Below are 20898 nucleotides of genomic sequence, written 5' to 3' on the forward strand. Positions count from 1 at the left end.
GTGTAAGGGGAAAGGGACATATCTGCAAGATGGGGATGGGCCAGGTCAGAAAGGTGCTGTACATGGCGGCAATATCCGCCATCAGGAGCAACACCGCCTGCAGCGGGCTTTATGGGAGGTTGATGGAAAAGGGAAAACCCTACAAGGTCGCAATCATAGCAGTGGTGAACAAACTGATCAAACAGGCATTCGCCATCGCAAAATCTGGAAAGGGCTACATCGCAAAAGCGGCCTAATCAGAATATTATTTGGAGAAAATTTAATTTATTATTTGGATATATACACAGTTCATTGCGAGGCCTACCGTCATTGCGAGGAGGCACGACGAAGCAATCTTTCTCTTTGTCATACTACCTTACCCTTTGTCATCCTGAGCGCAGTCGAAGGATCTGTACGGTTGTACACGAACAGATGGTTCGACTACGCTCACCATGACAGAGACAGAAAGATTGCTTCGTTCCTCGCAATGACGCTTTTTTTGTCTTATTCCTTCCCCTACACCTCCCATCACCAATCCCAACATCCCCTCTACCATCTCCTCCACCATCCCTTCCACCACCGCCCAACACCACCTTCTTCCACCATCCCCTTTCCATCCCCTCCACCATCCCCTCCACCTCACCCCTTTCACCGCTTGACCTTCGATGCAAAACCATACTGAAAGTAACCTAAAAGTATGCTTTTCCTATGCAAACCATACAAAAACCCTACTAATACCCTATTAAACCCATACTTTCAGCTTGAAGCATAGGAACAAGTCCTACCACTTCATCAACCATAACAAAATGACTCAAAAAATTTTATATTTTTGCGAAGGTTCATAAATCAACCAAGAAGAATATTCCAGCAAACTCAAAACAACACAACAAATGACAGCATATAACGAAGATAGTATACGTTCGCTCGATTGGAAAGAACATATCCGCCTAAGACCGGGTATGTATATTGGAAAATTGGGTGATGGTTCTGCCTATGATGATGGAATCTATGTCCTTTTAAAGGAAGTGGTAGACAATTCCATCGATGAATTTGTTATGGGTGCTGGAAAAACCATCGATATCACCGTCAATGAGAATCGGGTAACCGTTCGGGATTACGGGCGCGGAATTCCGATCGGTTCTGTGGTGGATGTGGTATCAAAAATAAATACCGGAGGTAAATACGACAGTAAGGCCTTCCAAAAATCCGTGGGATTAAACGGGGTGGGTACCAAGGCTGTCAATGCCCTGTCCAATCAATTCACGGTACAATCCTACCGCCAAGGGGTTACCCGTATTGCCCAATTCAGCAAAGGCGAGCTGTTGGCCGATGAGCAAAAAGACACTACCCAACGAAATGGAACATCCGTCACCTTCTACCCAGACGATTCCATTTTCAGAAACTATAAATACCGTTCCGAATTTGTGGAGAACATGATCTGGAATTATGTTTTTCTAAATTCTGGACTCACCATCAATTTCAATGGTCAGAAGTTCATTTCCGAAAATGGATTAAAGGATTTGTTGGAAAGAAATGTCGACACGGAAAGCATGCGCTATCCAATCATCCACTTGAAAGGGGAAGATATCGAAATAGCGATGACCCACGGCCAGGGTTATGGTGAAGAGTATTATTCCTTTGTGAATGGTCAACATACCACCCAAGGTGGTACCCATCAGGCTGCTTATCGCGAAGCGGTGGTAAAAACCATCCGTGAATTCTATAAAAAAGAGTTTGATGCATCCGACATCCGTTCATCCATCATTGGGGCCATTGCCATCAAGGTGCAGGAGCCGGTATTCGAATCCCAAACAAAAACAAAATTAGGATCCCAGAGTGTAGGCCCAGAAGGACCAACCGTTCGTACCTTCATCAACGATTTTGTGAAGAAGGCTTTAGACGACTACCTGCACAAGAACCCTGCGACCGCAGAAGCCCTGCAAAAACGTATCCTTCAATCAGAAAGAGAACGCAAGGATATCGCGGGGATCAAGAAATTGGCAAACGAAAGAGCAAAAAAAGCCTCTCTACATAATCGAAAGCTCCGGGACTGTAAGATTCATTTCAGCGATAAACACGAGCGTAATTTAGAAACAACCCTATTCATCACCGAGGGTGATTCGGCGAGTGGATCCATCACCAAATCCAGGGATGTACAAACACAAGCCGTATTCAGTCTGAAAGGTAAACCGTTGAACTCCTTCGGGTTGACCAAAAAGATCGTGTATGAAAATGAGGAATTCAACCTTCTTCAACATGCCTTGAACATCGAAGATGGTATCGAAGGGCTACGTTATAACAATATCGTGATTGCAACAGATGCCGATGTGGATGGTATGCACATCCGTTTGCTGATCATGACCTTCTTCCTTCAGTTCTTCCCCGATCTGGTAAAAGCCGGACATGTGTCCATCCTTCAGACGCCATTATTCCGGGTTAGGAACAAGAAAGAAACCATTTATTGCTATTCCGACGAAGAAAGAATCCGAGCCATCAACAAATTAGGCGCAAAACCAGAAATTACCCGATTCAAAGGACTTGGTGAAATCTCGCCGAGTGAATTCGGACTGTTCATAGGTGGCGATATGCGTTTGGAACCGGTTATCCTATCCAAAGACAATAGATTGAGCCAGTTGTTGGAGTATTACATGGGCAAGAACACACCGGATAGACAGCATCATATCGTCAATAACCTGCGTGTGGAATTGGATACCGAAGAAGAAATGACCAAGGAAGCGGTTGTGTGATGAAGATCACTTTTCCTTCCTAATTATCATTACTTTTTAATCCAGGATTTCTTTGCTATTTGCGTCAGTTTAAAATTACATGACGCATTCATTCCATATCCCTGTTTTAGGTTTAGCTTTTTCCGTAGATACGGCCATTAAGGTCGCCCAATTTGGTATTTCATCCGTTGTATCCATTGTGGATGATGAATTACTGGAGCGACTTCGCGCCTACTATTCCAACGAAAACCAGCTTGAATACGAAGCCATTGGGGAACACATGGAAGATGCTCGGGCAAGAAGAATAACCGCCTACCTCAATATGATCCAGGTATTGGTGGACAAGCAACTTGTACACTTAAAAAACTGTGATTGGTTGCAGGATGAAACCGCCAGCAAATATTTTTCGCTGCTACCGGAGCAACATCATTCCAGAAACCTTTTTCAGCAATGGCGGGATACCAATTCTTCAGGCGAAAAGGAAAGATTAAAAACAGCGATCTGCGAGGCCATGCTACCGGGCGATATTGATGTCAACATCATGTCCAAGGTAGATAAGATCAATTATTCCAAAGATGGCGAGATGCTTTCGGAATATTATTCCGATGCTACAGCAGCCGTTCGAGGTTTTGCCAACAGCACCTTACGATCTTCCGTTGTGTTGTCGGCCGGAATGAACCCGAGATTATATGGTCAACTCCAGGAATTCCCCCAATTCTTCCCAGACGAGCATGGGAATTTCACCAAAAAAATAACCTTAAAAGTGTCTGATTACCGATCAGCACTGATCCAAGCGAAATATTTAGCAAAACGAGGTATTTGGATTTCCGAATACCGGATAGAATCGGGCCTTAATTGCGGAGGTCATGCGTTTGCCACCGATGGTTTCTTATTAGGGCCGATTCTTGAAGAATTCAAAATAAATAAAGCTGCCCTGTCGGAAGAGATTTTTCCGTTGTACCAGGCAGCACTAAGCGAAATAGGTCGAGAAATTGAACATGTTCCTGGCATTCGGTTTACCGTTCAGGGTGGCGTGGGAACTACCCAGGAACATCAATTTCTTTTAGACTATTATGGGTTTGATGCCGTAGGATGGGGTTCCCCTTTCCTATTGGTGCCCGAAGCAACGACCGTTGATGAGGAAACCCTGAACAACTTAGCGAATGCCGCTCCAGAGGATTTCTATATCAGCAATGCCTCCCCATTGGGTGTTCCGTTCAATAATTTCCGGAAAAGTACGGCCGAACAATCGCGTTTATCCCGAATAGCCAAAGGTCGCCCGGGATTCCCTTGTACCAAGAAATACCTGGTCTCGGATAGCACCTATTCCGATGAACCCCAATGTACCGCTAGCCGGGTATATCAGGTGAACAAGATCAAGGATTTAGACCAGGCAGGATTGAATGCCCAGGAATATGAAAAAGCCTATCAGAAGATTGTAGAGAAACAATGTCTATGTGAGGGGCTGGCCACACCAGCCTACCTGAAGTACCAGATTCTCAAACCTAGGGAAAGATCGGCAGTGGCCATCTGCCCAGGTCCTAATACGGCTTATTTCAACAAGATCTATACCCTTCAGGAAATGGTAGACCATATCTATGGCAGAATCAATGTTCTTAAGGGGGTCAAAAGACCGTCCATGTTCATTAATGAACTGGAATTATACGTCAACCACCTAAGTAGCTATATACAGGAGAACCTGTTGGATCTGGATGTAAAAAAGAAAAAGTATATCTATAAATTTCAAAATCAATTGGTCGAAGGCATTGCCTATTACAGGTCCTTACAGGATCGGGTGAGCCAGGTTTTTGGAGAGTCTAAGGCAGCTTTTCAGGAACAATTGGCCAATTATGAAAATCAGCTTAAACCGCTCATTGTGTAATTTAATTGCCTACTGTGAAAAATGGAAAGCAGCCGTCGTGATGATGGCTGCTTTTATTTTTTAAGCTATATAAAGCTGTTTATTTAGAGAATTTGCGGAATTTTCCGAATACGCCTAAAGGAAGTTTAGGACCGGCAGTTGCCTGCAAATACAATTCGCCGATTTCCAGGTTCTCCACCTTTGGAAAAGAAGTCTTGATCAGGTTTTCCACGATTACGGATGAGAAACCTAACGAATAGGTATTCAGAATCAGGAAGTGTTCCTTTGGATCCAATAGTTTAACGACGTCCTGCATCATTTCCATGATATGGTCTTCCAACTTCCACTTCTCCCCTTTTGGACCATGTCCATAAGCCGGCGGATCCAGGATGATCCCATTATAGGTATTGCCCCTTTTCAGCTCCCTTTTCACAAATTTCAAGGCATCTTCTACCACCCAGCGGATATCGCTTATGCCGGAGATTTCCTGGTTTTCGTTCGCCCAAGTTACCACCTGTTTGATCGAATCCACATGCGTCGTATCCGCTCCTGCTGCTTTAGCAATCAAGGAAGCCCCACCCGTATAGGCAAATAAATTCAATACTTTTGGATTTGGGGTTTTGAATCCTTTCACAGATTCTGAAATATAATCCCAATTCACGGCCTGCTCCGGAAAAATCCCTACATGCTTGAAGGAGGTCAATCCCAATCGGAATTTAATGGCTACATCCTTGTTTTTGTATTGGATATGCCACCTATCTGGCGATTTAGGGTTCTTTTTCAACCATTCTCCACTTGTTGCAGAACGACCTTTGAATTTGATGTGGTAGCGTTTGTTCCATTCGGCATCGCCTAAAGCTTTCGGCCATACAGCCTGTGGCTCCGGACGGATCAGAATCAGCTCGCCGAATCGTTCCAATTTTTCAAAATCACCACAATCGATCAGTTCATAATCTTTCCAGTGCTGTGGTGTCAGTAATTGTATGGGAGAATTTGTATTCAAAACAGTAAATTTTGGCAAAGATAGCAAATAAGGAATAATATCCTCTATGTACGCAGTTCTACTTCCTCAGGTTCTACTTCCTCAGGTTCTACTTCTTCATGGTATCGCGAGCTGCTTTCATCAAAGGACTCGCAAATACAAATTCGTTCAGCTCCTTATTGTCCGATTTCAGCATATCCTGATTAGAACCTTCCCAATATTTCTTCCCTTTGTACAGGAACATGATATATTGACCGATCCCCATCACGGAGTTCATATCATGGGTTACCACTACAGTGGTGGAATTGTATTCTTCGGTCAGTTCTTGGATCAGTTCATCAATGAGGATGGAGGTGGCTGGGTCTAATCCGGAATTGGGCTCATCACAAAAAAGGTATTTTGGGTTCATGGCGATCGCCCTGGCAATACCCACCCGTTTTTTCATACCTCCGGATAATTCCGCCGGGAACAATTTGTTCTTTCCAGCAAGATTCACCCGCTCCAAACAGAAATTTGCACGATCCAACTTTTCAGATTTGCTCATCTCCGAGAACATATCCAAGGTAAAAACGATGTTCTGTTCTACGGTCATGGAGTCGAAAAGCGCTGAGTTCTGGAAAAGCATACCTATTTCCTTACGGATTGGCACCTTTTCCTCAAAGTCCATCTTGGAAAATTCCTTACCATCAAAAAACACCTTTCCCTTGTCTGGTTGATGCAGGCCGACGATACATTTCAGCACCGTACTTTTTCCAGATCCGGAACCTCCAATAATGAGGCTGACCTTTCCTGGTTCAAAAGTAGCACTGATCCCGTCCAATACGAGGTTATCCCCAAAAGATTTATGAATATCTTGAATTTCAATCATTTACATTACAACATTAAAGCAGTTATCAAATAGTCACAGGCAAGAATGGTAATACAACCAATCACAACTGCTCTGGTACCTGCTTGTCCAACTTCCAAAGCCCCACCACGTACATTAAAACCTTTGTATGCCGGCACCGAAGTGATGATAAAACCAAACACAAAAGCTTTTACCATAGCAACAGCTACCGTAAAACCATTGAATCCGGATCGGATACCTTCATTATAATCATCCACGGTCACAGCTCCGGAGAGCGACCCGCCGATAAGACCACCTACGATAGCACAAAAGATAGCCACCGTTACCAAAACAGGAACCATGATGACCCCAGCTATGATCTTCGGAAGGATGAGGTATCCTGCCGCGTTTATCCCCATGATTTCCAATGCATCGATCTGCTCGGTTACCCGCATGGAACCAATCTGGGAAGAAATGGAGGACCCCACCTTTCCCATCAATACCAAGGCAGAGATGGTAGGTCCAAGTTCCAGAATATTGGAGTCACGGTTTATCGATCCGATAACCGAGGTTGGGATCAGGTCGGAAACCAATTGAAAGGCAATCTGCATGGTCATTACCGCCCCGATAAACGTGGAAATAATCAGGATCAAGCCCAAAGAACCCACACCAATATCACTCATCTCATGGAGGACTTCCTTCCAGTAAATTTTCCATTTTTCGGGTTTCCGAAAAACCTTCTTCAACAACAATATGTAGTCGCCTATATAGTAGAATATCATATCAATATATTTAGCATCCGTTCAAGATAACAATTCTGTGGAATTATTTCACCGACAAATCTAATTCATTTACCGAAAATTTAGGCAACATAGCCTATTTTCAGTTAATTAATTTGTATAATCGTACTAGTTTTGACGACAACAAAACAAATAAACAATGAACAACAAAATAGCAACGGGCATCTGGTTAGTCTTTATTGGACTGGTTGTCCTCCTTCATAACCTACATATCATCGACTTTAACTTTATTGGCGCCATTAAATATTGGCCTTTATTGTTGGTATCCATTGGTATAGGTTTTTTATTGCAGAACCGCAAGAATACCGCTTGGATCCTTGCTGCCTGTAACATCATCATCTGTTCCTTTATCTTTTATCAGGGCGTAACTTCAGAAGACACCATCTTTGATTCGTTTACAGCAGTTAGTGATGATGCCGAATTTATTCCTGCCAACTCGATAGGAAAATCTTCGGAAGGAATCGCTGAACGTATTACCCTTAAATTCAATGGTGGGGCGGCTAAGTACATCATGAATACTGACGTCAATACGGATTCCCTTTTCCGTGCAAGCACCGATAGCCCTAACTCTTCCCTTTCGTTGAGCAATACGGATGAAATCAATAACTTCACTATAAATACGCAGATCAAGTCCAGCAAATACGCCAAGAACAAGATTTTTGTAGGTTTGAACCCGAATCATATCTGGGATCTGGAATACAATATCGGTGCGGCCAGCATCAGTGCTGATTTCAAGAAACTGAAATTGGGATCCTTGAGCATCAATTCGGGTGCGACCAGTTTGGACATGTACCTTCCTGTTCCGATCGAGGGGGATCATTTAATCGATATCAACACCGCTGCTTCCAGCATCAAGTTATTTTTGCCGAAGGGAGCAGATTGTAGCGTTGAAACCGACTCTTTTCTGTCCAGCAATAAATTTGAAGATGTGGATATCAGCGATGATAAGATCCGAAAAACTTCGGGATACGATAAATCCAACAGCCGCTATACGATCAAAGTGGATGGCGCAGCAAATTCATTGACCATTTTACGCTATTAACTTTTAAAAATAGCTAACTTTGTGCGGTATGGACAGCTTGAAATCATCAGAATTAGCAGGGGGATATTGTAATTCAAAAACATCGTATAGTAGGTTTTTGACGAGAGAAGTACAGATTGGGGATATTCCCATGGGTGGAAATCAACCTATCCGCATCCAGAGTATGACGACAGTGGACACCATGGATACCATGGGTTCGGTGGAACAGACCATCAAGATGGTGGATGCAGGATGTGAGTATGTCCGCATTACGGCTCCTAGCATCAAGGAAGCCGAAAATCTAGCAATCATCAAGAAAGAATTACGCTACAGGGGTTATCAAGTCCCTTTGGTGGCGGATATACATTTCACGCCGAATGCTGCGGAAGTAGCGGCGAGGATCGTAGAGAAAGTGCGCGTGAATCCGGGTAATTATGCGGATAAGAAGAAGTTCGACCAGATCGATTATACCGATGCTGCTTATCAAGCGGAATTGGATAGGATCTATAAGAAATTCGCCCCATTGGTGGGTATCTGTAAGGAATATGGTACTGCCATGCGGATCGGAACTAACCATGGTTCGTTGTCTGACCGCATCATGAGCCGTTATGGGGATACCCCAGAAGGCATGGTGGAATCGGCCTTGGAATTCATCCGGATCTGTGAAGATCTGAATTACTACAACCTGGTGGTTTCCATGAAATCTTCCAATCCGCAGGTGATGGTGCAGGCTTATCGCTTGTTGGTCGAGAAAATGGTTGCCGAGAACATGAATTATCCTTTGCATCTTGGCGTTACGGAAGCTGGTGATGGCGAGGATGGCCGGATTAAATCGGCGGTGGGGATCGGGACCTTGTTGGAAGATGGACTTGGCGATACCGTGCGTGTTTCTTTGACGGAAGAACCGGAGAAGGAAGCTCCAGTAGCCATTGCTTTGGTAAACCGCTACAGCAATCGGAAAGCAGCCCTTGTATCTGAACCCAAACGGGAAATCCTGCAATTGGCGACGGTGTCAAAAGAGACCAAAAGATATGAGTCTTCGGAGGTTAACGCCTTTATTGGGGGTTCTTTGGTGCCGAGGATTGTGGTGGATATCACACAGAAAAACCTAAAAGATCCTTTTATCCTTACGGAAGTAGGCTATAAATACGATGCGGTGTTGGATAAATACCATATGGGCGACCAATCGGTAGATTTTGTTTACCTGGGCGATCAATTGCCATCGTTTACTATGCCTGGCAACCTGAAACAGCTATATAATTATAAAACCTGGTTGGGTTTAAGCAATAAGGCGAACATGCATCCGATCTATTCTTTGGAGGAATTTAATGAAGCCAAGGAAAAGGATGCTGCCATGAACCTGATCCATATCAGCAATGATGATCTGCAATCGGAAGCTTTTGCGCAATTGGCCATTGATAAAACTTTGGTTTTTATCTTGGAGACTGATCATCTGCATGGTATGGCGGATCAGCGTCAGTTTTTTGCGAATCTTCAGGAAATCGGAATTGATAATCCGGTGATTTTGAAGAGAAGTTATGCGGTGGAAGAATTTTCGGGACCATTGGGAGATATTATGGATCCGGAGGAACCGATCTCGAAGATACAGCTCTATGCTGCGACTGATTTTGGTGCTTTATTGATCGATGGATTGGGATCTGGGATTTGGTTGGATAGCCCAGCGACTCCAACTGATAAGATTGCTTCAGTATCTTTTGGGATTTTGCAAGCTACAAGGTCTAGGATCTCTAAAACGGAATATATTTCTTGCCCGAGTTGTGGTAGGACTTTGTTTGATCTGCAGGAAACTACGCAGATGATAAGAAGTAGAACTAACCACTTGAAAGGCTTGAAAATCGGGATTATGGGTTGTATTGTGAATGGACCGGGTGAGATGGCTGATGCGGATTATGGGTATGTAGGTGCTGGCCCGGATAAGATAACGTTGTATAGAGGGAAGCAGGTGGTGAAGAAAAATGTTTCTTCGGCGAATGCATTGGATGAGTTGATTGAGATTATTAAGTCTGATGGACTTTGGGTGGAGATGGAAGGGTAGAAAGTATAGGTTATTGGGAGGTTTTAACGTCATTGCGTGTATTTATACGTCATTGGATGGAACTATACGTCATCGTAAGTTTTAACGTCATTGCGAGGAACGAAGCAATCTTTAACCATGTCATGGTGAGCGCAGTCGAACCATCTGTTCGTTTACCAGCGTACAGATCCTTCGACTACGCTCAGGATGACACGGAAAGAAAGTCTAGCTTATCCTAATCGAAAGATTGCTTCGTCGTACCTCCTCGCAATGACGAGAATTACTTCCTCTTAAACCTCATCACCGCAATATCGCCAATTATCAACGTCATTGCATCCCCGTTCACACTCATCACATTCACCTTCTCCAACGTTGAAAAATACAAAGGCTCTCCATCACCCTTACAAGCCATCTTCGTAGAAAAAATTCCACTGAAATTCACTTTCCTACCATCCAAGCTCATATTACTTCCATAATTATTGCATCCCCCATTTCCTGAAACCTTCGAAGATCCAGCCTGAATCACCATAGTCGGCTTCTTCCCTGGAAACAATTCATTGAAAGGTTTATTCGATCCAGCGATATAATCCAACTCCCAAGTCCCAGCAACGGAAACATCGGAAGAAATCTCCTTAAATCGCGCCAAAGGAGCTTTACGACCTTGATTTAAAGACAACACCCCATCTGCAAACGTATAATTATCCGCCTGTTGCAAGGATTGCCCCAAACCCCTCTCAATCTCCATATTCTCGCAGGCCATCATCGTTGATATCCCTCTCGTAAAATGTATTTTATTGTTCTTTGCGAATTGAAATTCCCCATTCAGTGTATTACAACCCCCATTGGCCGAATAACGTCCAGCCTCATGCAAAAACTCCAAATAAGGCATCTTCCCATTTACCTCAGCGGCTACTGGTTTCCCACCCAATTCCACTAATTGCCATTTCTTACCGGTGATTTTAGCGATGTCAGCTGATTCATCTGCTGTAACTTGTTTGGATGTACTACAGCTCGAAAAGATCAAGCTGGCTACAGCTAGCATACTAAAAATTGTTTTTTTCATAGTGATTTTCTTATTTCTTTTATTAATACTCTCCTAAAGACGAAATGTTTGAACGAAGTGCTACTAAATTACCCTAAATAATATCTACTAAACTAGTATATTTTATAATATTTTTGAGGTAATTCGTCCGTTTTCCGTATGTTTGTCCTTAATTAAGAATTAATCTAAAAAGAAGATTGAGTTCCCTTTTTATCCATATCCTTACCCCAGTCGCAATATTCCTTTTTATTGCTTTATTCACGCTTTTTGCAGTATATGCGGAGCGTAAGATTGCAGGTTTTGTACAGGATCGATTAGGGCCAATGGAAACCGGGAAATTTGGATTGCTCCAAACCTTTGCGGATATCCTCAAACTCCTTCAAAAAGAATTTATTTCTCCAGCGGCAGCGGATAGAATCCTCTTTGCCGTTGCCCCTATCCTGATTTTTGTGGCGGTTTTTGTTGGTTTCTCGGTCGTTCCTTGGGCAGCCGATTTTGTTCCAGCAAATACACACACCGGTTTATTTTTTATTATGGCGGTGGTTTCCATCGATGCTATTGGTATTCTGATGGCCGGATGGGGCTCAAATAACAAATATTCCCTTTTGGGATCTATTCGTGCCATCGCGCAGATGATTTCCTATGAATTACCGGTAGGATTATCTTTGATTGCTGCGGTGATGATCACCCAAACCCTTAATCTGAACGAAATTGCCCTCAATCAAGGGATTTATAGTGAACAAGATCTGTTTTTCTTAGGCATCTGGAATGTGAAGGATATAGGGGGTATCTTATCCTGGAATGTTTTCCAGGCACCGCATCTCTTGGTGAGCTATGTCATCTTTTTCATTGCTTCCCTTGCAGAATGCAATAGAGCACCTTTTGATATCCCTGAGGCGGAAAGTGAACTGATCGGAGGTTTCCATACAGAATATGGTGGTATCCGTTTTGCCTTTATTTTCCTGGCGGAATACGCTATGATGTTCTTGGTGGCGATGCTGGGCGTGGTGATCTTCTTGGGCGCTTGGAACAGTCCCCTTCCCAATATTGGAAATGTACGTTTGGCCGATTGGACCACCGGACTTTATTGGGGTATTTTCTGGACATTGATCAAATCTTTGTTCATTGTAGCCGTGCAAATATGGATCCGCTGGACCCTTCCGAGGTTCCGTGCTGATCAACTTATGGTCTTATGTTGGAAGATCTTAATCCCAGTGGCATTTCTTTGCATGGCCATTTCCGGGATTTGGCGAATTACAGTGATGGTTTAAAATATTGATAGGTTGACATGATTATCAAATCTACACTTAAAGGATTGGCTACGGCCATAAAGGGACTCAGCTTAACGGTGGCCCACCTTTTTAGTGCCCGAAAATCAAGAACCTCCCTGGACATTAAACAGGTAAATTATTTCGAAAAACAAGAAGGTGTGACCACCGTTCAATTTCCTTCGGAAAAAATGCCGATCCCCGATGTGGCCAGGTATCAATTGGATGTAGAAATAGACGATTGTATTGTCTGTGATTTATGTGCCAAGGCCTGTCCGGTGGATTGTATTGCCATAGAATCCATCAAATCCCCAGAAGCCATTGGAAAAACCTCTGATGGAAGCGTAAAGAGACTTTATGCAGCCAAATTCGAGATCGATATGGCAAAATGCATGTATTGCGGATTATGTACCGTGGTTTGTCCTACGGAATGCATCGTTATGACGGATAATTACGACCGCAGCACCACAAATCTGGCGGATCTAACCTATACTTTTTCGGACATGTCGGATGCGGAAGTGCAAAAACGCAAGGAAGAATGGACGCGTTTTCAAGCTGAAAAGGAGGCAGCAAAGGCTAAATAATGGAATTAGTATTGTTCTATTCTTTTGCCGTGTTGGCGATCGGTTCTGCCCTTCTGGTAGTTAGCCTGAAAAATACAGCACGTGCCTTATTTCTTTTCTTCGTGGTGTTGTTCGGTATGGCCGGATTGTTCCTGTTTGCCTTAGCTGATTTTGTCGCCATTACCCAGATCATGGTCTATGTGGGTGGCGTATTGATCCTAATGATCTTTGCCTTCATGCTTTCCAACAAGGAACTATTGGCGGATCTACAAAACACATCCTCCAGATTCCTATCCATGCCCAACTGGCAATCCCTTCTCTTAACGTTGGGATTTCTTGCCGTGATGATCTATGGCATCATCGAATGGCAACAACATACCCCGAATTGGATTACCCAAAATATACATAAAGGACAGGTTATTTTACCTTCCGACAATAATATCAACCATTTGGGCATCAAATTCATGACTCATTATCTACTTCCTTTTGAAGTGATATCCATCTTTTTATTGATGGCACTGATCGGGGCGGCCCATCTATCCAGAAAGGAGGATAAACAATGATTACTTTAACTCATTTCTTGGTAGTATCCGCTTGTCTATTCTGTATCGGATTATATGCGGTATTGGCCAAAAGGAACGCCATCATGATTTTGGTAGGGATAGAATTCATCATCAATGCCGCCATTTTGAATCTGGTAGCATTCGGCAGGTATGATAAGATCAATTATGGCGGACAGGTGTTTGCTCTTTTTGCCATAGTGCTGGCTGCTGCAGCTGTTGCTGTCGGATTGGCCATCATTTTGAATGTGTATAGAAAATACAAATCCATTAACCCGGATAATATTACGGACCTAAGAGATTAATGTGCAAATGATGAACCTATCGCCAATCGTTGCCAGCCTACTGGTCGTTATATTACCTTTCCTTGCTTTCCTGATCCAAGCGATGCTCGGCAGGAGATCACAAAAGGGAACCATCTCGCTCCTTGCGATTTTATTGAGCTGTTTGATCAGTGCGACCATAGTCTTTCCAAAAATATGGAACCAGGACACGCAGCATCAAGCCCTTACCTGGTTCAGTATTGGCACAAAAGATTTTCAGATCGGTTTCCTATTGAATAACCTGACTAGCCTGATGCAATTGATCGTTTGTTTGGTGGCTTTGCCCGTTCATATCTACTCGAGAGCCTATATGAAAGGGGATCCAGGCATACATCGGTATTGGATGTACCTCAGCCTATTCTGTTTTGCGATGCTTTTATTAACCATGGCAGACAATCTCTTGTTGATGTATATTGCCTGGGAATTGGTGGGATTTGCCTCCTATTTATTGATCGGATTCTGGTTTCATAAAGAATCGGCGGTTCAGGCCAATAAAAAAGCTTTTATCATCAATAGGATTGGGGATTTAGGTTTTCTATTGGGCATAGCCAGTTTATACAGCTTATACGGAACATTAAATCTGGTGGATTTATTTGGAGAGCATGGTTTTCTCAGTACGGTTCCTCCGGATTCAAGCGGATGGATGACCTTTGCCGGCTGTTGTTTCTTTTTAGGGGCCATGGCCAAATCGGCACAATTCCCGCTACATGTTTGGCTGCCGGACGCCATGGAAGGACCTACGGCAGTTTCTTCCCTGATCCATGCCGCTACGATGGTTGCAGCCGGGGTATTCCTGTTGAGCACGGTATTTCCTTTGTTTAATACCACTGTCTTGCTTATTATTGCCATTATTGGATGCATCACCGCATTTATAGCTGCATATTTCGCCCTAGCGCAACAGGATATCAAACGCATATTGGCTTTCTCCACCATTTCCCAATTGGGTTTCATGATGGTTGCCATTGGTATTGGGGCTTGGGATGCTGCGATGTTCCATCTCGTTACCCATGCCTTTTTCAAATGTCTATTGTTCCTAGCAGCAGGGGCTATTATCCATGAAATGGCACACCTTAAAACCAAACATCAGCTAGATTTCGATCCACAGGATATCCATAATATGGGTGGACTAAGGAAATATATGCCCAAGACTTTCATCCTTATGGCAATTGCATCGCTTGCCTTAGCCGGATTTCCTTTAACTTCTGGGTTTTTATCCAAAGATGCGATCTTAATCAATGCCCTAGAATGGGGCATGCAGCAAGGTGGTCTTTGGCTCTTGATCCCGATTACACTAATCATTGTAAGTTTTATGACCGCCTTCTATATTGGCAGGTTGATGTTCAAAGTGTTTTTTGGGAAATTGAGGATTAACGTGGAAAATCCAGGAATACATGAAGCTCCGGGACAGATGTTAGGTCCTATGGTTTTTCTAGGAATCTGTTCGCTTTTTGTGGTTTTTAGTTTAAACCCTTTATCTTACCAACAAGCTTTTGTGTTGAGGGGATTTGAATTTAATCGGGACTATACCGAACTGCATATTTTGCATACGGTGGTTCCTTTGCTGATGAGTATTGGAAGTATTTTGATCTGGATCTGGGCATACAGATGGTATGCGCAGGGAGAGGCTGGGGGGTCCTTCGACAAGCTCAGGATGACAGAGGGCAAGTCCAGGATGACATTCCCACTTCTTCAATTATCTTTAAATCAAGGCTATCTGAATGAGTTTTATCAAAAGGCTTTTGTAAACAGCACCGTGCAATTCAGTAATGGATTATATTGGTTCGACAAACACATCATCGATGGATTGGTTAACCTAGCGGGATCATTGGTTCCCGCTATTTCCCGCGTATCGGCTTGGATCGATCGTTATATCGTCGATGGATTGGTGAATACCATCGCTGGAAGCACGTATTACCTGGGGCATCTATTACGATGGGTTCAGAATGGAAGGTTACAGAACTATTTGGGTTTTGCCTTCACGGTTTTATTAATTGGAATAATTTATTTGATATTCAAATAAGATGGGACTACTTTCCTTACTTATATTTTTACCGCTACTAGCTGTTCTTGCGATCTTGGTTCTTCCAAATCGCAGCAATGGTTCGTTCAAATACATTGCATTGGCAGCGACATTGATCCAATTTGGACTGTCCGGTTATCTTTACGCCAACTTCCAACCAAGCGAAGCCGCATTCAATGCTGTTTCGGCCTACCAATACGTGGAGCAATTGCCTTGGATACGCATGCAGCTAGGCTCAATGGGTACATTGGAAATCGATTATTTCCTCGGGGTGGACGGATTTTCCCTTCCGCTATTGGTCTTGAGTGCCTTTGTCATGTTGATGGCCATAGGAGCCTCCTGGCGTATTGAAAAGAGCAAAAAAGGATACTTTGCCCTATTGATGCTGTTGAACACCGCCGTGATGGGCATCTTTTGTGCTTTGGACTTCTTCCTCTTCTATGTATTCTATGAGGTGATGCTGTTGCCTTTATATTTCCTAATAGGTATATGGGGTGGTGCAAGACGGGAATATGCTGCCATCAAATTCTTTATCTATACCTTATTTGGGTCCGTTTTTATGCTGCTGGTCATCGTAGGATTATATTTTTCGGTCCAAAACCCAAATACCGGCGCGCATACCTTCAACATGCTCTACATGATGGATCCGGCGAATTATGTCCCAGGTTCCTTCTTTGAAGGCTTAGGAAACAGCCAAGAGATCTTGGGAATCCCGGCAAGAATGGTCGGATTTATCGTCCTATTTGTGGCATTCGCTATTAAAATCCCAATTGTACCTTTACATACCTGGTTACCCGATGCACACGTGGAAGCACCAACGCCGGTTTCTATTATTTTAGCTGGTATCCTATTAAAAATTGGGGGATATGGTGTTATCCGGATCTGTTTGGGCATATTTCCAGATGCCGCCGTAGACGCGAATTGGTGGCTAGGTCTTATCGGTATTATATCCATTCTTTATGGCGCATTCAATGCTTTAGCGCAGACCGATCTGAAGCGATTGATCGCTTATTCATCGGTATCCCATATGGGGTTTGTCTTATTGGGAATCGCATCCCTTACTGCGGAAGGTATTTCCGGAGCCGTTTTCCAGATGTTGAGCCACGGCTTTCTTTCGGCCGCCCTCTTCTTCCTGGTTGGAGTTCTTTACGACCGCGTCCATGATCGTTACATCTATAATTTCAGAGGGCTTGCCTCTTTGATGCCAAAATATACGGCCTACGTGGCCATTGCATTCTTTGCCTCCCTAGGATTGCCTGGGTTCTCGGCATTTATTGGGGAAGCATTTGTCATTATCGGAACGTTTAATGCAGAAAGTCTATCAACAGGAATTCCGCGTTGGATGGCGATATTTGGTTCCCTGGGTATCCTTTTGAGTGCGGCCTATTTCTTATGGACTCTTCAACGGATGTTCTTCGGGGAGACCCGACTAAAAGGTGGGGAAACTTGGGCTAACAGCCTTACTGACCTTTCCGTACGGGAGCAGATCATTCTTTTTCCAACCTTGGCATTGGCACTGCTATTGGGGGTTATGCCATCCTTGGTGTTTGGCCTATTGAACCAATCTGTCTTGAGCCTTTTGAATTTAGTTAATCCTTATTTATAATACTGTGATGGATTTTAGCTACCAAGTATCGGAAAATATAGATCATATCATTGCTTCTCTACCTTTATTCAAGGTGGAATTGGCGCTGGCATTCGGATTTCTATTGACGATTGCGGCTACCCTATTCTTAGATAAGACCTGGAAACAAAGCTCCTTTTATATCAGCATCATTACCTGCTTAGGGGCATTCTTGATCCTTCTATCCCAATACAACCTCCAAAGTTCAGGTTTCTATCAGATGTTGATCCTGGATAAGATGAGCTTTTTCGCTCGGTCCTTTATCCTTGTCAGTCTTCTGATCGCCTGCATCTATTTCCAACAATACTTCAAGGATAAGATCTTCAATAAACGAAAAGGAGATATCTACAGCATTTTATTGGCAGCAGGCATTGGTTTACATATCCTCACTATGACCAGCAATTGGTTAATGGCTTTTATAGCTATTGAGATGGTTTCGATCTCCTCTTATGTGCTGGTCGGTTATTTCTCTGAGAACAAGAAACAGGCAGAAGCTGCGATGAAATACGCCTTGTTTGGATCAGCCTGTGCGGCGGTGATGCTGTATGGCCTTTCTTTGGTCTACGGTTTTACAGGAGATCTTGATTTTTCAAGCCAACAACACATTCAAGGATTGATCGATGCGCCAAAAGTGATGGTCAGCATCGCCTTTCTGTTTGTATTCACCGGCATCGGATTCAAACTAAGTTTTGTTCCTTTTCACCTGTGGGCACCGGATGTTTATGAAGGCTCTCCTACCCCAGTAACGGCTTTTCTGTCTACCATTCCGAAGATTGCCGCTATTGTGCTGTTTGGCCGAATTGCCAGTGCCTGGATCAGTACCCAATTCTATTTCAGCGATCTTACGTTCTTGTTCATAGCAGTGGTGGCTATGGTGACCATGCTCATCGGAAATTTAATCGCCTTAAGGCAGCAGGATGTAAAAAGGATGATGGCCTACTCGTCGATCGGGCATACCGGATTTTTGCTGATGGCCATTATCGGCTATAGCAATGGACATCAGGATATCCTGTTATTCTATATCCTGGCTTACACCCTGATGAACTTAGCGATTTTTGCATTCATCAGCATATTGGAAAAACAAGAAGGAAGCACCTTGCTTTCCTCCTATACCGGATTGGGCAAAACTTATCCCATCCTATTCACCTGTTTTTCCTTCATCGGAATTTCCTTGGTAGGATTACCTCCTACCGCTGGATTTGTAGGGAAATTATTGGTGTTCAGCAGTATTTTCGAGTTGTACCAATCCTCCGAAGATTCCATCTTTTTAGCTCTATTGATCATCGGAGCCCTAACCTCGGTCATCTCCTTGTTCTATTACTTCAAGATCCCTTTATACGCGTTCTTAAGAAACTCCGCGTCATGGCAAGGAACACCCGCGTCATCGGAAGAAACCCCCGTGGCATCAGAAGAAATACCCGCGTCATTGCGAGGAGGTACGACGAAGCAATCTTCCCTTTCTTCCCCTTCTTCCCCTTCAACCGCTCCTTCCCCCTTCAATATCCTCTACCTTATCGGTATCCTACTCACCATCTTGGTCCTTTTATTAGGAATTTTCCCATCTCTTGCGCTAAATATCTTTAGCATCAACAGCTAAATGTTATATTTGTGTATGATTAGTGGAACAGCAAATAAAATCTTTCAGCAAGTAATTCAAGATTACCATGTACATGATCAGATCGACCATCCGATCAGCAATCCCTACGATAGCCAAACACTTGAGCACCTGCTTTATCTGAAATGCTGGATCGACACTGCGCAATGGCATATGGAAGATGTCGTTCGCAATCCAGATATCGATCCTCGCGAAGGATTGTATTGGAAGCGCCGCATTGACCGCCAAAATCAAGAAAGAACAGATACCGTCGAATACATCGACAGCTATTATTTGTCAAAGTTCAAAGATATCCAGCCATTAACAGACGCCAAGATCAATTCTGAAAGTCCGGCATGGGCAATAGATCGATTATCCATCCTCGCACTGAAAATATTCCACATGGAACAGGAAACCCTAAGAACAGATGTTTCCAATGCCCATATTCAAGCTTGTACAGAAAAACTTAACGTGCTATTGGAGCAGCGTAAAGATCTTTCCCAAAGCATCGATGAATTATTAAGCGACATTGAAAGCGGAAAAAAATACATGAAAGTCTATAAACAGATGAAAATGTACAATGATCCGAATCTTAATCCTGTTTTATACGGCACCCAAAAATAATCAAGCATGAAACGCGTCCTGGTGATGAGGTTTTCGGCAATGGGCGATGTCGCCATGGTTGCCTCTGTTTTGAAGGAATTTCAACAACAGCATCAGGATACGGAAATCATCATGGTATCCAGACCATTGTTCTCTGCCTTCTTTCAGGAAATCCCGCGCTTAACCTTTCATGCCATCCAACCGAAGGGCAGGCATAAAGGAGTCTTTGGGCTGTTGAGCCTTTTCAATGAATTGAAGAGTTACAAACCTTATGCAGTAGCCGATTTACATAATAACATCCGATCCAGGTTTTTGGATATGCTGTTTAAAGGAATCGGAAAACGGGTTGCCATTTTGGATAAAGGCAGGGCTGAAAAAAAAGCACTGACCCGTCCTGAAAACAAAATCAAAAAACAACTCCAACTCACTACAGAGCGCTATGCCGATGTCTTCCGAAACATTGGATTTCCGATATCGCTCAGCCATCAATTGGAAAAAGATTTTCGACTCATTCCTCCCGGCATGATGCCTATCCTGGCCGGAACCAAGAAAAAAATAGGCATATCCCCATTTGCCCAACACAGTTACAAGGTATTTCCTTTGGAAAAAATGGAAATAGTCGTGCAGCAACTGGCGGAAAAAGGCTATGAAGTCCTTTTATTCGGCGGAGGAGCAGAAGAACAGAAGATTACCGAAGCCTGGGCAAACAAATACCCAGGAGTACATTCTCTGGTCGGAAAATACAAACTGCAGCAAGAATTGGATATCATCTCCCACTTAGACCTCATGGTCAGTATGGATAGTTCGGGAATGCATATGGCATCCCTTGTTGGCACCCGCTGCATTTCTATTTGGGGAGCTACGCATCCTTTTGCAGGTTTTTTAGGCTTTGGGCAAACCATGGATGATTGTGTCCAAGTCGAACATCCCAACCGCCCAAGTTCTGTTTATGGCAATAAACCCTGCCCCTGCGATGGTATGGAAGCGATCGATTTAATTAGTCCAGAAATGCTATTGGAAAAAATAATATCTTTATAGCGCAATAGGGATTAATAAAGCTTATCAATCGGG

General features: G+C 43.5%; 18 protein-coding genes and 1 pseudogene. 14 read left to right on the forward strand and 5 right to left on the reverse strand.

All coding sequences use genetic code 11. The features are described 5' to 3' along the window. Nucleotides 1-236 (forward strand): annotated as a pseudogene (locus CRJ00_RS05140) (IS110 family transposase); the annotation flags it as partial. 119 nt (nt 237-355) lie between these two features. Here CRJ00_RS05140 and CRJ00_RS05145 read toward each other — a convergent pair. Next, nucleotides 356-631, reverse strand: coding sequence for a hypothetical protein (locus CRJ00_RS05145; protein ID WP_099365812.1), 276 nt, complete (start codon nt 629-631; stop codon nt 356-358). A 238-nt stretch (nt 632-869) separates the two neighbouring features. Here CRJ00_RS05145 and CRJ00_RS05150 point away from each other — a divergent pair, with 238 nt between their 5' ends. Together CRJ00_RS05150 and CRJ00_RS05155 are read left to right on the forward strand one after the other, a co-directional pair. After that, nucleotides 870-2726 (forward strand): DNA topoisomerase IV subunit B, encoded by a 1857-nt coding sequence (locus CRJ00_RS05150; RefSeq protein WP_099365813.1) that lies wholly within the window; start codon nt 870-872, stop codon nt 2724-2726. Between the two features lie 79 nt (nt 2727-2805). Then, on the forward strand, nt 2806-4587 hold the full coding sequence (locus CRJ00_RS05155; protein WP_099365814.1) for a hypothetical protein: 1782 nt from the start codon (nt 2806-2808) through the stop codon (nt 4585-4587). A 79-nt stretch (nt 4588-4666) separates the two neighbouring features. Here CRJ00_RS05155 and CRJ00_RS05160 read toward each other — a convergent pair whose 3' ends face one another. The 3 genes from CRJ00_RS05160 to CRJ00_RS05170 all read right to left on the reverse strand — a co-directional run bounded on the left by CRJ00_RS05160 (nt 4667) and on the right by CRJ00_RS05170 (nt 7156). After that, the gene (locus CRJ00_RS05160; protein ID WP_257213692.1) at nt 4667-5569 is read right to left on the reverse strand and encodes a class I SAM-dependent methyltransferase; all 903 of its coding nucleotides are present in this window, start codon (nt 5567-5569) and stop codon (nt 4667-4669) included. Nucleotides 5570-5657: 88 nt separating this feature from the next. After that, entirely contained in the window at nt 5658-6416 is a 759-nt protein-coding gene (locus CRJ00_RS05165; RefSeq protein ID WP_099365816.1) for an ABC transporter ATP-binding protein, read from the reverse strand. A 5-nt stretch (nt 6417-6421) separates the two neighbouring features. Beyond that, on the reverse strand, nt 6422-7156 hold the full coding sequence (locus CRJ00_RS05170; RefSeq protein WP_099365817.1) for an MlaE family ABC transporter permease: 735 nt from the start codon (nt 7154-7156) through the stop codon (nt 6422-6424). Between the two features lie 157 nt (nt 7157-7313). On the opposite strand from CRJ00_RS05170, the gene CRJ00_RS05175 reads away from it, so the two are divergent. Together CRJ00_RS05175 and ispG are read left to right on the forward strand one after the other, a co-directional pair. After that, nucleotides 7314-8216 (forward strand): LiaI-LiaF-like domain-containing protein, encoded by a 903-nt coding sequence (locus tag CRJ00_RS05175; protein ID WP_099365818.1) that lies wholly within the window; start codon nt 7314-7316, stop codon nt 8214-8216. Between the two features lie 28 nt (nt 8217-8244). After that, entirely contained in the window at nt 8245-10251 is a 2007-nt protein-coding gene (gene ispG, locus CRJ00_RS05180) for a (E)-4-hydroxy-3-methylbut-2-enyl-diphosphate synthase (RefSeq protein WP_099365819.1), read from the forward strand. A 259-nt stretch (nt 10252-10510) separates the two neighbouring features. Here ispG and CRJ00_RS05185 read toward each other — a convergent pair whose 3' ends face one another. Further along, nucleotides 10511-11293 carry an META domain-containing protein gene (locus tag CRJ00_RS05185; RefSeq protein WP_099365820.1) on the reverse strand — a complete coding sequence of 261 codons (783 nt, stop codon included), beginning with the start codon at nt 11291-11293 and terminating at the stop codon, nt 10511-10513. A gap of 176 nt (nt 11294-11469) precedes the next feature. Between CRJ00_RS05185 and CRJ00_RS05190 the strand changes: the two genes are divergently transcribed. Genes CRJ00_RS05190 through CRJ00_RS05230 form a run of 9 tightly spaced genes read left to right on the forward strand, consistent with a single transcriptional unit; the run spans nt 11470 to nt 20865 of the window. Continuing rightward, nucleotides 11470-12543, forward strand: a complete 1074-nt coding sequence (locus CRJ00_RS05190; RefSeq protein WP_099365821.1) for a complex I subunit 1/NuoH family protein — start codon at nt 11470-11472, stop codon at nt 12541-12543. 17 nt (nt 12544-12560) lie between these two features. After that, on the forward strand, nt 12561-13124 hold the full coding sequence (locus CRJ00_RS05195) for a 4Fe-4S binding protein (RefSeq protein ID WP_099365822.1): 564 nt from the start codon (nt 12561-12563) through the stop codon (nt 13122-13124). Then, the gene (locus CRJ00_RS05200; protein WP_099365823.1) at nt 13124-13666 is read left to right on the forward strand and encodes an NADH-quinone oxidoreductase subunit J family protein; all 543 of its coding nucleotides are present in this window, start codon (nt 13124-13126) and stop codon (nt 13664-13666) included. Before CRJ00_RS05195 ends, CRJ00_RS05200 begins: the two co-directional genes overlap by 1 nt. Then, a complete protein-coding gene (gene nuoK, locus CRJ00_RS05205; RefSeq protein ID WP_099365824.1) occupies nt 13663-13968 on the forward strand; it encodes an NADH-quinone oxidoreductase subunit NuoK in 306 nt (101 codons plus the stop codon). Before CRJ00_RS05200 ends, nuoK begins: the two co-directional genes overlap by 4 nt. A gap of 7 nt (nt 13969-13975) precedes the next feature. Further along, entirely contained in the window at nt 13976-16006 is a 2031-nt protein-coding gene (nuoL, locus tag CRJ00_RS05210; RefSeq protein WP_257213694.1) for an NADH-quinone oxidoreductase subunit L, read from the forward strand. A gap of 1 nt (nt 16007) precedes the next feature. Beyond that, nucleotides 16008-17612 carry a complex I subunit 4 family protein gene (locus tag CRJ00_RS05215; RefSeq protein ID WP_099365826.1) on the forward strand — a complete coding sequence of 535 codons (1605 nt, stop codon included), beginning with the start codon at nt 16008-16010 and terminating at the stop codon, nt 17610-17612. 7 nt (nt 17613-17619) lie between these two features. Further along, nucleotides 17620-19227, forward strand: coding sequence for an NADH-quinone oxidoreductase subunit N (locus CRJ00_RS05220; RefSeq protein ID WP_099365827.1), 1608 nt, complete (start codon nt 17620-17622; stop codon nt 19225-19227). Between the two features lie 15 nt (nt 19228-19242). Beyond that, nucleotides 19243-19848 carry a DUF4254 domain-containing protein gene (locus tag CRJ00_RS05225; RefSeq protein ID WP_099365828.1) on the forward strand — a complete coding sequence of 202 codons (606 nt, stop codon included), beginning with the start codon at nt 19243-19245 and terminating at the stop codon, nt 19846-19848. Between the two features lie 6 nt (nt 19849-19854). After that, entirely contained in the window at nt 19855-20865 is a 1011-nt protein-coding gene (locus tag CRJ00_RS05230; RefSeq protein WP_099365829.1) for a glycosyltransferase family 9 protein, read from the forward strand. Nucleotides 20866-20898: the final 33 nt, after the last annotated feature.

The sequence above is a fragment of the Sphingobacterium sp. 1.A.4 genome (genome assembly GCF_002734245.1).
Taxonomy (GTDB): domain Bacteria; phylum Bacteroidota; class Bacteroidia; order Sphingobacteriales; family Sphingobacteriaceae; genus Sphingobacterium; species Sphingobacterium tenebrionis.